Source organism: Corynebacterium ureicelerivorans (assembly GCF_000747315.1).
Classification (GTDB): Bacteria; Actinomycetota; Actinomycetes; order Mycobacteriales; family Mycobacteriaceae; genus Corynebacterium; species Corynebacterium mucifaciens.
Genome location: NZ_CP009215.1, coordinates 1821468 through 1833315, shown reverse-complemented (window position 1 = coordinate 1833315; position 11848 = coordinate 1821468). Strand labels below are relative to the sequence as shown.

Genomic DNA, 11848 nt, shown 5'->3' with positions numbered 1-11848 from the left:
GGGCCTACCCGAGCCCGAACCCGTATACGCCGATGGCGGAGGCCGCGATGGCGGCCAGGGCGGTGCCCACGCCGTACTTCGCGGCTAGGACGAACTCGCCGGCCTTGGCCATCTCCCCGAGCTGGCGGGCCAGCATGGACAGGGTGGACAGGGCACCTGCGAAGCCGACGCCGATGGCGGTGCGCCACGTGCCGGGCGCCGCGACCGCGAACCCGATGACTGCGGCCGCCGAGACGTTCGCCGCGAACGTGGATACCAGTGGGCTGGGGATCTGGCGCATAAGCAGCCAGCGGACAAACCCGCCCAGCATGCCGCCGACGAACACGGCGAAAACCCCCACGGCAAGCGGCAGCACGTCAGGCATGGTGGCGCCCCCGGGTGGCGTCGCCCGCCATCCAGGCCAGGGTGGCGGTGGTGAGGCTGAGCGCGATGATGAAACCGGCCCACAGCGGAGAATCCGACACCGCGGTCAGGGAGACCGCGGAGAGGGTGGAGAACCCGCCGAGGAAGCCCACGCCCCAGAACGGGCCGGGTTGGAACAGGCCCATGGCGAAGCAGGCGACGAGGTTGACCGCGGAGGTCACGGTTAGCGCGAGCGCTTCGGGCGTGGTGGGGTTGACCCAGATGAGCACGAGGAAGCGTGCGACAGCTCCGCACCCTGCGCCGAGGGCTACTGTAAGGCCGGTTTGGAGGTCATCGAACTGCACATTTGTCCACCTTATCGCCCTAACCGGCGAAGGCGCGAAGGCCCCAGCGCATGCCGAACCAGGCTGCGATGATGCCGATGACAGCGGTGCGCAGCGCGTAGCGCAGGGCCGGCCGGTACTGCCGGGCGGTGATCAGGTCGCCGAGCTCGCGCGCCAGCGTGGACCAGGTGGAAAGCGCCCCTGCGAGCCCGGCGCCAAGCCCGATCTGCCACGCGATTGGGGCGGTGGCGGCGAATCCGGCGATGGTGCAGGCCACGGTGTTGGCGGCGAAGGTGGCGGCGCGGGCGTTTTCGATCAGCCGGGTCAGGCCGAAGCGGGCCATGCCGCCGAGCACGCCGCCTGCGAACACGACGGCCAAGGTGAGTGCCAATCCGAGCCATTTAGCCATGGCGTCGCTCCCGGAGGGTGTGGCCGAGAAGGTATGAAACTATAGACGTCGCAAAGCTGAGCACCATAATGACCAGCGCGGTGAGCGCATGCGACTGGTACGCCGCGAGAGAGACGGCGGAGAAGGTGGTAAAACCACCCAAAAACCCGGTGCCCCACACCGGGCCCGGTTTCCACGCGCCCATGGCGAAGCAGCCGGCGATGTTCACGGCGAAGGTCAGCGCGAGTGCCGCGGTGGTGCCGGGTGCGGCGCCAAGGTACACAACAAGGTGCCTGAGCACGGCCCCAAGGCCCGCCCCGAGGCCGATAGAAAGCGCAGTTCGGAATGTGTCCACGTGGGGGAGTCTAACGCCAGTCCATCTGCTGGCGTTCCACGAACTCCGCGACCTCTTCCGGCGTCTTCTTCAGGTACGGGTCCCAGGCGAGGTACTCGCGGGTCTCACGCACCACCAGGCCAGATAGCAGCAGCAGGCCGATCAGGTTCGGGATGGCCATCAGCCCGTTGGACAGGTCGGAGAACGTCCACGCCAGCTCCAGCGACGCCACTGCGCCCACAAACGACAGTGCGGTGAAGAACATGCGGTAGGGGATGGACGCCCAGTCACCGAACAGCGCCACGATCGCGCGCTCGCCGTAGTAGGACCAGCCCAGGATGGTGGAAAACGCGAAGAAGATCAGGGCGACGGAGACGATCAGGCTGCCCCACTCGCCGGGAAGTGCCGTCTCAAAGGCGGTGGCCGTCATGATGGCGGCTTCCTCGCGGCCCATGTCCCAGGTGCCGGCGGTGACGATGACCAGGCCGGTGATGGTGACAACGAGGATGGTGTCGATGAACGTCTGGGTCATGGACACCAGCGCCTGGCGCGCCGGGTGCTGCGTCTTCGCGGCCGCGGCGGCGATGGCAGCGGAGCCCATGCCGGATTCGTTGGAGAAAATGCCGCGGGCCACACCGAACTGGATGGCCAGCATGATGCCGGAGCCGACGAACCCGCCGGTGGCGGCGGTGCCGGTGAACGCGTCGGTGAAGATGGTGGCAATCGCCTCGGGCACCCGGTCCGCCATGAGCACCAGGGCGGTGATGCCGCCGCCGACGTAGATGACGATCATCAGCGGCACGAACGCCGCGGTGATTTTGCCGATGCCCTCGATGCCACCGAGCACCGCAGCGCCGACAGCAAAGAAGATGATCACGCCGGCGACGTTGGGGCTGACGCCGAAGGCGTCGTTCATGCCAGCGGCGATGGAGTTGCCCTGAGCGAGGTTGCCGATGCCGAAAGATGCGAAGATGGTGAAGAGGGTGAACGCGGCGGCGAGGAGCTTGCCCAGGCGACCGCCGACGCCGCGTTTGAGGTACTCGTGCGGGCCACCCTGTTGCTTGCCCTTCGTATCCGTCGTGCGGAACCGCACGCCCAGGTATGCCTCGCTGTACTTGGATGCCATGCCCACGATGCCGGTGACCCAGATCCAAAACAGCGCGCCGGGCCCGCCGATGGAGATGGCGGTGGCCACGCCGACGATGTTGCCGGTGCCGACGGTAGCCGCAAGGGCGGTGGTAAGTGCCTGGTAGTTGGAAATGTCGCCGGCGCCGTCCTCAGACTTGTCCACGAACGCGTGGCGGGTGGCGCGCCCGAGTGTGCGGAACTGGATGCCCCGCAGCCGGATGGTCAAGAACAGGCCGGTGCCCAACAAGAGGGGGATGAGCACGAACGGACCCCAGACGAAGGAGGAGACGGCACTGAGGACGTCGTTCAAGGTGTCGAGCATAGCCAGCAGTAAAACATACGGTTAGACGAATACTATTAAGGTGGCGAGAAATACATTCACGGGCGATGATGGTGTGCGTACCAGCTTCACCGCAATCACAACCCCAACGAGGAGCACGACCATGGCACACGAGCGTGCCGGGCAGCCTGCCCGCAGCGAGGACCTTATCGACATCGCCGAGGTAGTCACCGCCTACTACACCCGCGACATCGACCCGGACGACCCAGACCAGCAGGTTGTCTTCGGCACATCGGGCCACCGCGGCTCTTCGCTGGACAACGCCTTTAACGAGGCGCACATCCTCGCCACCACCCAAGCGATCGTGGATTACCGCCGCGGCCAGGGCATCGACGGGCCGGTGTACATCGGCCGCGACACGCACGCGTTGTCGGAGCCGGCGATGGTCTCCGCACTGGAGGTGCTCATCGGCAACGGGGTGCCGGTGCGTGTCGACGCCTCCGGGCGCTACACGCCCACCCCGGCCGTCTCCCACGCGATCTTGACACACAAAGGGGATAAGGCCGACGGCATCGTGGTCACCCCCTCCCACAACCCGCCGCGTGACGGGGGATTCAAGTACAACCCACCCACCGGCGGCCCTGCCCCGGCGGAGGCGACGGATTGGATCGCCGCCCGCGCGAACGAGTACATCAAGGCCGGGCTGAAGGGCGTGGAGCGCGCGTCGGTTACCGGCGTGCTGGACGAACGGGCGGGGCGCTTCGACTTCCTGGACCACTACGTGTCCGACCTGGGCAGCGTGGTCGACTTGGACGCGATCAAAGCGTCGGGCCTGCACATCGGCGCGGACCCCATGGGCGGCGCGAGCGTGGACTACTGGGGCGCGATCGGCGAGCGCTACGGGTTGAACCTGGAGGTGGTGAACCCGGACGTCGACGCCACCTGGCGGTTTATGACCCTCGACACCGACGGCAAGATCCGCATGGATTGCTCCAGCCCGGATTCCATGGCCTCGCTGGTGCACAGCCGCGGGCGCTTCGACCTGGCTACCGGCAACGACGCGGACGCGGACCGCCACGGCATTGTCACCCCGGACGCAGGGCTGATGAACCCGAACCACTACCTAGCCGTGGCCATCGAGTACCTGTTCAGCCACCGCGAGGGCTGGGACGGGGGCACCGCCGTGGGAAAGACCCTGGTGTCCTCGTCCATGGTCGACCGCGTCGTCGCCTCTCTCGGCCGCGAGCTGGTGGAGGTGCCCGTGGGGTTCAAATGGTTCGTGCCGGGGCTTATCGACGGCGCTATCGGGTTCGGCGGCGAAGAATCCGCCGGCGCGTCCTTCCTGCGCAAGGACGGCACCGTGTGGTCCACCGACAAGGACGGGCTGATCATGGATCTGTTGGCCGCGGAGATCACCGCGGTGACCGGCACGTCGCCGTCGGCGCGCTACGCAGAGCTGGAGCAGCGATTCGGCGCGCCGGCCTACGCGCGCATCGACGCGCCTGCCGGGCGTGAAGAGAAGGCCAAGCTGAAATCTCTGTCCGCGGAGCAGGTCACGGCGGATACGCTGGCGGGCGAAGCGATCGTCGCAAAGCTGACGGAGGCTCCCGGCAACGGCGCGGCAATTGGCGGACTGAAGGTGGTCACCGAGAACGCGTGGTTTGCGGCGCGGCCGTCCGGAACCGAGGACAAATACAAGATCTACGCCGAATCCTTCAAGGGCGAGGACCACGTGAAGCAGGTGCAAAAGGAGGCCACAGCGCTCGTCGCGGACGTGCTGGGGCAGTAGTGGGCTAGTGTTCCAAGGGTGAGTACTACGACGACCCCGGCGCCATCGCGCGACACAAAGACCCTGGTGCTGGACATTTTGTCCGCACTTGCCCGGTTCTACATGGCGTACGTGTGGATTGACGCGGGCATTTCCAAGATCGGCGTCCCGCTCGACGTGTCCAAGACCATCGAGGGCTACGAGATCTTCACACCCGACTGGTCCTACCTGCTGGCGCACATCATCGGCCCGCTGGAGCTGGCCGGCGGGTTGATGCTCCTGCTGGGTATTTTCCTGCGCTGGTCCGGCAAGGTTTCCATCATCGTGCTGACGCTGTTCATCATCGGGATGCTCTCTGCGTGGCAGCGCGGCCTGGTCATCGACTGCGGCTGCTTCGACCCCTCCGCCGCGGGGGAGGGGGAGACCAACCTGCTCGTCACCGTGGCGCGCGACGTGGCCTACATCGCCATCACCGCGTTTATGATGTGGCGCCCGTTTAAGAAGTTCGCCATCTACCCCTAAACTTGGCCGGGTAAGCAGTAGCCGCAACGCCTCCGGGCCCGCACAACAGGAGAAGACTGTGACCACACGCAAAGTGGAGAACCCGAACAAGAAGGGCAACGCCGCGTTCATCTGGGCCGTGCTCGCCGTGTTGGCTATCGCCCTTTTGGTCATCGGCCTAATCGTGTACAACGGCCGCGAAAACCGCAACGCCGCGATGCAGGAAGAGATGATCGACGCCACCGGCATTAATGTCGCCTGGAACGAGGACGAGGACATCATCCACCTCACCGGCAGCAACAAGGACGCCAAGACCGCCGAGCTGTTCGAGGACTTCTCCTGCTCCCACTGCGCCGACCTGCACGCCGTATCTGACGAGGCGATGCTGGACAAGCTCAAGGCCGGCGAGATCAACGTGGACCTGCGCCCGATGACCGCGCTGGACAACGGCCAGATCGGCCACTCCACCGAGGCGCTCGCCGCTGAGCTCGCGCTGTTCGCCCACGGCGACGTGAACCAGGCGTTCACGCTGCGCGACTACCTGTTCACGAACCAGCAGTCCGCGTACAACAAGTACGACAACGACGGCTTCGCAGACCTGGCGCGCGATTACGGCGCGTCCGACGACGCCGTCCGGGACATCCGCGACGGCAAGTACATCGACACCGCCAAGCGCATGGGCGACGCAAACCGTGCGTACCAGGAAGATAAGACCGGCGAGGCGTGGACGCCGCGCGTGCTGGTGGACGGCAAGGACATCGAGGACATCCAGGGCGACCGCAACGACTGGCCGCAAACCCTGTCCGAGCTCTAATCGCCTGGCTTTTCGCCGCCTCACTCCGGCCCTGGGGTGGGGCGGTTTCGCTTTCCCGCTGGGGATTTGGAGGCCCGCTCGCCCGGCTGTATATTTACGTGAGTTATCCAAGGGGCTATGGCGCAGCTGGTAGCGCACCACACTGGCAGTGTGGGGGTCACGGGTTCGAATCCCGTTAGCTCCACTCCACAACTCCATATTCGCTGTGGTGGCCCAGCCGCCGCAACGGGGCTATGGCGCAGCTGGTAGCGCACCACACTGGCAGTGTGGGGGTCACGGGTTCGAATCCCGTTAGCTCCACCATGAACCGCCCTGCTGTTTCAGCCGGGCGGTTTTTCGTACTCTGGGTACATGGATTCACCGATCGGCGCGCTGCGTCTGGCCGCCACGGCGCGCGGCGTGTCCAGGGTGTGCTTCGAGGGGGAGCCCCTGCCTATCGACGCACCTCCGGCCGCACCCCTCGCCACCCAGGAACTGGCTGAATACTTCGCCGGCACCCGCCGGGAGTTCACAGTGCCGCTGGACCTACGGGGAGTGACCGCCTTCCGCGAGGCGGTGCTGCGCGAGCTGATGACAGTGCCGTACGGCGAGACCACCACCTACGCGGAACTAGCCCGCGCGGTGGGCAACCCGCGGGCGGTCCGCGCGGTGGGCAGCGCGTGCGCCACGAACCCGCTGCCGCTGTTCATCCCGTGCCACCGGGTGCTGCGCAGCGACGGCCAGCTTGGCGGTTACCGTGGCGGGGTAGAAGCCAAGCGTGTTCTACTGCGAATGGAGGGCATCGATGTCTGATGTATTTGTGAAGCACGGAAGCGCGCCGGGAGCTGCCGCCGCGGAGGCGGCCTACTTGCGCTGGCTGCGCGAGGGCTCCACGGCGGTGGTCGAGGTGCTGGAGCTGGATGAGACCGCCAACACGGTGACCATCGAGCGCGTGGATTCCGTCCGGCCGACGGTGGATGCCGCGCGCGAGGCCGGCCGGGAGCTGGCTGCCATCCACGCCATGGGCGCGGCCGCGTTCGGCGCGCCCGCAGACGGGTGGGACGGGCCGAACTTCATCGGCACGCGACGGCAGACGTGCGAGCCCACCGAACGCTGGGCCACCTTCTACGTGGAGCAGCGGGTGCTCCCGTTCGCGCACAAGGCGGCCGAGGCAGGCAACCTGGGCGGGGGAGACTTGGACATCGTAAAGCAAGCGTGCGACGCGTTGCTCGTGGAGGACGAGGACGCCCCCGTGGCGCGCCTCCACGGCGACCTGTGGGCTGGCAACCTCCTGTTCGGGCCGGAGGGGCCGCGGTTCATCGACCCTGCGGCGCATGGCGGCCACCCGCTGACCGACATCGCCATGCTGGAGCTCTTCGGCGCGCCGCACTTCAGCGCGATCGTGGACGGGTACCTCGACGCCGGGGGAGAGTTGGGCGCCGATTGGCAGCGCCGCATCGCCGTGCACCAGCTGCACCCGCTGGCGGTGCACGCGTGGACGCACGGGCCGTCGTATGGCCAGGCGCTAGTGCGGGCGGCGGAGGAGACCCTGCGCGTGGTGGGCTAGCGCCACCAGGTGTCGCCCGGGCCAGGGGGCAGGTGACGCTTGTGCTGTCCCAGCCGCCACAGGTGCTCGAGGCGCTCTGCGGCCTCGCGCGGGATCTGTTTGCCCTCAAGGTAGTCGTCGATGTGGGCGTAAGTCACGCCGAGCGCCTCCTCGTCGGGGAGGGCGGGCCGGTCCTCCTCGAGGTCCGCGGTCGGCACCTTCTCCCAGAGGCGTGGCTCCGCACCCAGGTGCTCCAGCACCGCGGCGCCCTGGCGCTTGTTCAGCCCGGCGAGGGGTACAAGATCCGCGGCGCCGTCGCCGTGTTTGGTGAAGAACCCGGTGATGTTCTCCGCGGCGTGGTCCGTGCCGATCACGAGAAGGCCCCGCTCGCCGGCGATCGCGTACTGCGCGATCATGCGCATGCGCGCCTTGACGTTGCCCTTGTTAAAGTCGCCCAGGCCGCCTCCCCCCAACGCATCCGCGACCGCGTTGGACATGGCCGCGGTGGCGGGCGCAATGTCCACGGTGACCGTCTCGTCGGGCTGGATGAACTGCAGCGCGAGCTGCGCATCGTCTTCGTCCGACTGCACGCCGTGGGGCAGGCGCACGGCCACGAAGGTGGCGTCCTCGCCCCCCGCGCGGCGCTGCTCCACCGCGAGTTGGGCCAGCCGACCCGCGAGAGTGGAGTCCTGCCCGCCCGAAATGCCCAGCACGTACCCTTTCGCGCCGGTTGCGGCCAGGTAGTCCACCAGGAACTGCACGCGGCGGTTGCGTTCCGCCTCCGGGTCGATGCTGGGGGCCACGCCGAGGGCCGCGATGATGTCAGATTGCATGGCGCTCATGGTAGGGGGTTTTGATTCACGGCGTCTGGTGTGTAACATTTACCCCCGTGTTGCGACACGGCACCCCGCCGTGCGTCGCTATTTGCAGGTAATCCGAGCAGAAAGGAGCGCCCGATGAAGGTCCGCAAGTCGCTTCGGTCGCTGAAGAACAAGCCGGGCGCCCAGGTTGTGCGCCGCAACGGCAAGGTTTACGTGATCAACAAGAAGGATCCCCGCTTCAAGGCTCGCCAGGGCTAAGCGCGCATCCTGCCCCGTCACCTTATGGTGGCGGGGCTTTTTGCTTTACGACGTCAGCTTCGCCCCAAACCCCGCCTCGTCAACAGAGTAACTACATGTAGGTGATTTCCCGGCGCTATCCTGGGAATACCACCGGTGTAACTACTATATATAGTAGCGGTTGCCGAAGTTTGCCCCAAGGTATAGTGTTTCTTGGTGTCGCCCCGGGATCCCGGGACATGCGAAATCGTCGGAGAGAAAGAGCCAGGAAATCATGTCGATCACCGTTTACAGCAAGCCGGCCTGCATGCAGTGCAAGGCGACTGAGAAGGCCCTGACCAAGGCTGGCCTGGAATTCACCACGGTGGACATCTCCCTCGACGACGAGGCCCGCGACTACGTGATGGCGCTCGGCTACGTGCAGGCTCCGGTTGTGGAGGCGAACGGCGAACACTGGTCCGGCTTCCGCCCGGACCGCATCAAGGGCCTTGCCGCGGCCGCGTAGGCCGTGTCCCCCCGCTCCGAACCACCACAGATCCAGCTAGTACGACCCAGCTAACCCGCCAAAAACGGCGAATAGCTGGAACCTAGTAGCTGGATTTACGTGTGGGGCGGGGTTGTGACAGGCAAACGGTAACCGCACACGAAGAAAGGCGTCGGCCATGCTGGTGGTCTACTTCTCTTCCGCAACGGAAAACACCAAGCGGTTTGTGGAGAAGCTCGGCCTCCCGTCCAAACGCATCCCGTTGCGCAGGACGGACCCGCAATTTGTTGTCGACGAGCCGTACGTGCTCATTTGCCCCACGTACGGCGGCGGGGCGAGCGTGAGCGGTGGCAACTCACGGCCCGTGCCGGGGCAAGTGGTCCGGTTTCTCAACCACGAAGGCAACCGAGCCCTGATCCGAGGTGTCATCGCCGGCGGCAACTCGAACTTCGGGGCGGATTTCTGCCTTGCCGGGAGGGTTATCGCCGACAAGTGTAAGGTCCCGTATTTGTACCGGTTCGAGCTCATGGGCTCGGCCGAGGACGTCGCGCATGTGCGTAGCCAACTGGCCCAGAACGCTGGGAGGTTGGGGCTGCGTGGGGGACCGGAGGCCGTCGATAAGCAAAACGCCCCGGATGAATCCGAGCGGCTGGCGCGGCTGCGCGAGAAGTACGCCGGCAAATACAAACGAACAAACGTGAAGGACGAGAAGTGACGAGCCAGACCCTGGGTAAGAATGTCCCGGAGCCAGTCAACGAGCACGGCCAGCTGGACTACCACGCGCTGAACGCGCTGCTGAACCTCTACGACGAGAACGGGCAGATCCAGTTCGACAAAGACCGCGAGGCGGCGAACCAGTTCTTCCTCCAGCACGTCAACCAGAACACGGTCTACTTCCACGACCTGGAAGAAAAGATCGATTACCTGCTCACCAACAAGTACTACGAGCCGGAAACGATTGAGAAGTACGACTGGTCCTTTATTAAGGACACGTTTAAGCGCGCGTACTCCTACAAGTTCCGCTTCAAGTCCTTCCTGGGCGCGTACAAGTACTACACCTCGTACACGCTGAAGACCTTCGACGGCCGGCGCTACCTCGAGCGGTTCGAGGACCGCGTGTCCATGACGGCGCTGTTCCTCGCCGACGGCAACGAGGAGCTGGCCACCGCGCTGGTCGACGAGATTATGACCGGCCGGTTCCAGCCGGCGACGCCGACCTTCCTCAACGCGGGCAAGGCCCAGCGCGGCGAGCTGGTGTCCTGCTTCCTCCTGCGCATCGAGGACAACATGGAATCGATCGGCCGCGCCATTAACTCCTCGCTGCAGCTGTCTAAGCGCGGCGGCGGCGTGGCGCTGCTGCTGAGCAACATCCGCGAGTCCGGCGCGCCGATTAAGCACATTGAGAACCAGTCGTCCGGCGTCATCCCGGTGATGAAGCTTCTGGAGGACTCCTTCTCCTACGCCAACCAGCTCGGCGCGCGGCAGGGCGCGGGCGCGGTGTACCTCAACGCCCACCACCCGGACATCATGCGTTTCTTGGACACGAAGCGCGAGAATGCGGATGAAAAGGTGCGCATTAAGACCCTTTCGCTCGGCGTTGTCATCCCGGATATCACCTTCGAGCTGGCCAAGCGCAACGACGACATGTACCTGTTCTCCCCGTACGATGTCGAGCGCGTCTACGGCGTACCGTTCGCGGACATCTCCGTGACCGAGAAGTACGAGGAAATGGTGGAGGACCCGCGCATCCGCAAGTCCAAGATCAACGCGCGCTCGTTCTTCCAGACCATCGCCGAGATCCAGTTCGAGTCCGGCTACCCGTACATCATGTTCGAGGACACCGCGAACCGAGCGAACCCGGTGAAGACCGGACGCATCAACATGTCCAACCTGTGCTCGGAGATCCTGCAGGTCAACTCCCCGTCGGTGTTGAACGACGACCTGACCTACGCGGAGACCGGCCACGACATCTCCTGCAACCTGGGTTCGCTGAACATCGCGATGGCCATGGACTCCGACAACTTCGCCCGCACGGTAGAATCCGCCATCCGCGCGCTCACCGCCGTCGCGGACAAGACGTCCATTGATTCTGTGCCGCCGGTGCGCGACGGCAACGACGCCTCGCACGCGATCGGCCTGGGGCAGATGAACCTGCACGGCTACCTGGGGCGCGAGCACATCGAGTACGGCTCCGAGGAAGGCCTGGACTTCACCAACGCCTACTTCGCCGCCGTGATGTACCAGTGCCTCCGCGCCTCCCACACAATCGCCGTGGAAAAGGGCACCGCGTTCGCGGACTTTGCTCAGTCCGAGTACGCCACCGGCGAGTTCTTCGACCGCTACGACCCGGCAGACTTCCAGCCCACAACCGAGAAGGTCAAGGAGCTGTTTGCAAAGTCGGATATCTCGGTGCCGACGGCGCAGGAGTGGGCGCAGCTGAAGGCGGACATCGCCCGCGACGGCATCTACAACCGCTACCTGCAGGCGGTTCCGCCGACCGGCTCGATCTCCTACATCAACAACTCCACGTCCTCGATCCACCCGATCGCCTCCAAGATTGAGATCCGCAAGGAAGGCAAGATCGGCCGCGTGTATTACCCGGCGCCGCACATGGACAACGAGAACATCGAGTACTTCAAGGACGCGTACGAGATCGGCTTTGAAAAGATCATCGACACCTACGCAGTGGCCACGAAGTACGTTGACCAGGGGCTGTCGCTGACCTTGTTCTTCAAGGACACCGTGACCACGCGCGACATCAACCGCGCGCAGATCTACGCGTGGCGCAAGGGGATCAAGACCTTGTACTACATCCGCCTGCGCCAGATGGCGCTGGAGGGCACCGAGATCGACGGCTGCGTCTCCTGCATGCTGTAGCGTGT

The 11848-nt window shown here is 65.4% G+C and carries 14 protein-coding genes, 2 tRNA genes and 1 pseudogene; 11 read left to right on the top strand and 6 right to left on the bottom strand.

The features are described 5' to 3' along the window. Window positions 1-4: 4 nt before the first annotated feature. Genes CUREI_RS09090 through CUREI_RS09070 form a run of 5 tightly spaced genes read right to left on the bottom strand, consistent with a single transcriptional unit; the run spans window position 5 to window position 2858 of the window. Window positions 5-364, bottom strand: a complete 360-nt coding sequence (locus CUREI_RS09090; RefSeq protein ID WP_038612897.1) for a FluC/FEX family fluoride channel — start codon at window positions 362-364, stop codon at window positions 5-7. Beyond that, window positions 357-707, bottom strand: coding sequence for a CrcB family protein (locus tag CUREI_RS09085; RefSeq protein WP_038612895.1), 351 nt, complete (start codon window positions 705-707; stop codon window positions 357-359). Before CUREI_RS09085 ends, CUREI_RS09090 begins: the two co-directional genes overlap by 8 nt. A 19-nt stretch (window positions 708-726) precedes the next feature. Then, window positions 727-1095, bottom strand: a complete 369-nt coding sequence (locus tag CUREI_RS09080; protein ID WP_051952313.1) for a FluC/FEX family fluoride channel — start codon at window positions 1093-1095, stop codon at window positions 727-729. After that, a complete protein-coding gene (locus CUREI_RS09075; protein ID WP_038612893.1) occupies window positions 1088-1429 on the bottom strand; it encodes a fluoride efflux transporter FluC in 342 nt (113 codons plus the stop codon). The genes CUREI_RS09080 and CUREI_RS09075 overlap by 8 nt, the downstream gene beginning before the upstream one ends. 10 nt (window positions 1430-1439) lie before the next feature. Beyond that, on the bottom strand, window positions 1440-2858 hold the full coding sequence (locus CUREI_RS09070; RefSeq protein WP_038612891.1) for an alanine/glycine:cation symporter family protein: 1419 nt from the start codon (window positions 2856-2858) through the stop codon (window positions 1440-1442). Between the two features lie 121 nt (window positions 2859-2979). Between CUREI_RS09070 and pgm the strand changes: the two genes are divergently transcribed. From pgm to CUREI_RS09035, 7 genes are all read left to right on the top strand, one after another. Beyond that, complete coding sequence (gene pgm, locus CUREI_RS09065; protein ID WP_038612889.1) at window positions 2980-4605, top strand: phosphoglucomutase (alpha-D-glucose-1,6-bisphosphate-dependent); 1626 nt, start codon at window positions 2980-2982, stop codon at window positions 4603-4605. Window positions 4606-4623: 18 nt separating this feature from the next. Beyond that, entirely contained in the window at window positions 4624-5106 is a 483-nt protein-coding gene (locus CUREI_RS09060; protein ID WP_269077726.1) for a MauE/DoxX family redox-associated membrane protein, read from the top strand. A 58-nt stretch (window positions 5107-5164) separates the two neighbouring features. Further along, a complete protein-coding gene (locus tag CUREI_RS09055; protein ID WP_038612887.1) occupies window positions 5165-5899 on the top strand; it encodes a DsbA family protein in 735 nt (244 codons plus the stop codon). 111 nt (window positions 5900-6010) lie between these two features. Continuing rightward, window positions 6011-6083 (top strand) — tRNA-Ala (locus CUREI_RS09050). A gap of 43 nt (window positions 6084-6126) precedes the next feature. Further along, window positions 6127-6202, top strand: a tRNA-Ala gene (locus CUREI_RS09045). A gap of 48 nt (window positions 6203-6250) precedes the next feature. Beyond that, window positions 6251-6691: a methylated-DNA--[protein]-cysteine S-methyltransferase gene (locus CUREI_RS09040; protein ID WP_038612885.1), complete on the top strand. Its 441-nt coding sequence runs from the start codon at window positions 6251-6253 to the stop codon at window positions 6689-6691. Beyond that, entirely contained in the window at window positions 6684-7445 is a 762-nt protein-coding gene (locus CUREI_RS09035) for a fructosamine kinase family protein (protein WP_038612883.1), read from the top strand. Before CUREI_RS09040 ends, CUREI_RS09035 begins: the two co-directional genes overlap by 8 nt. Here CUREI_RS09035 and nadE read toward each other — a convergent pair. Beyond that, window positions 7442-8257: an ammonia-dependent NAD(+) synthetase gene (nadE, locus tag CUREI_RS09030; RefSeq protein WP_407919146.1), complete on the bottom strand. Its 816-nt coding sequence runs from the start codon at window positions 8255-8257 to the stop codon at window positions 7442-7444. The genes CUREI_RS09035 and nadE overlap by 4 nt on opposite strands. Window positions 8258-8380: 123 nt before the next feature. Between nadE and ykgO the strand changes: the two genes are divergently transcribed. The 4 genes and pseudogenes from ykgO to nrdE all read left to right on the top strand — a co-directional run bounded on the left by ykgO (window position 8381) and on the right by nrdE (window position 11843). Beyond that, window positions 8381-8503: a type B 50S ribosomal protein L36 gene (gene ykgO, locus CUREI_RS09025; RefSeq protein ID WP_038612879.1), complete on the top strand. Its 123-nt coding sequence runs from the start codon at window positions 8381-8383 to the stop codon at window positions 8501-8503. A gap of 253 nt (window positions 8504-8756) precedes the next feature. Further along, window positions 8757-8987, top strand: a complete 231-nt coding sequence (nrdH, locus tag CUREI_RS09020) for a glutaredoxin-like protein NrdH (protein WP_038612877.1) — start codon at window positions 8757-8759, stop codon at window positions 8985-8987. 157 nt (window positions 8988-9144) lie between these two features. Next, a pseudogene (gene nrdI / locus CUREI_RS09015) lies at window positions 9145-9561 on the top strand (class Ib ribonucleoside-diphosphate reductase assembly flavoprotein NrdI); the annotation flags it as partial. A 116-nt stretch (window positions 9562-9677) separates the two neighbouring features. Beyond that, complete coding sequence (gene nrdE / locus CUREI_RS09010; RefSeq protein WP_038612875.1) at window positions 9678-11843, top strand: class 1b ribonucleoside-diphosphate reductase subunit alpha; 2166 nt, start codon at window positions 9678-9680, stop codon at window positions 11841-11843. The last annotated feature ends 5 nt before the right edge of the window (window positions 11844-11848 follow it).

Excerpts from the sequence above, each read along its gene's own strand:
- nrdH (WP_038612877.1), top strand. The coding sequence starts at position 8,757 with ATGTCGATCACCGTTTACAGCAAGCCGGCCTGCATGCAGTGCAAGGCG.
- CUREI_RS09080 (WP_051952313.1), bottom strand. The coding sequence starts at position 1,095 with ATGGCTAAATGGCTCGGATTGGCACTCACCTTGGCCGTCGTGTTCGCA.
- CUREI_RS09040 (WP_038612885.1), top strand. The coding sequence starts at position 6,251 with ATGGATTCACCGATCGGCGCGCTGCGTCTGGCCGCCACGGCGCGCGGC.
- CUREI_RS09090 (WP_038612897.1), bottom strand. The coding sequence starts at position 364 with ATGCCTGACGTGCTGCCGCTTGCCGTGGGGGTTTTCGCCGTGTTCGTC.
- CUREI_RS09070 (WP_038612891.1), bottom strand. The coding sequence starts at position 2,858 with ATGCTCGACACCTTGAACGACGTCCTCAGTGCCGTCTCCTCCTTCGTC.
- pgm (WP_038612889.1), top strand. The coding sequence starts at position 2,980 with ATGGCACACGAGCGTGCCGGGCAGCCTGCCCGCAGCGAGGACCTTATC.
- CUREI_RS09035 (WP_038612883.1), top strand. The coding sequence starts at position 6,684 with ATGTCTGATGTATTTGTGAAGCACGGAAGCGCGCCGGGAGCTGCCGCC.
- nadE (WP_407919146.1), bottom strand. The coding sequence starts at position 8,257 with ATGCAATCTGACATCATCGCGGCCCTCGGCGTGGCCCCCAGCATCGAC.
- ykgO (WP_038612879.1), top strand. The coding sequence starts at position 8,381 with ATGAAGGTCCGCAAGTCGCTTCGGTCGCTGAAGAACAAGCCGGGCGCC.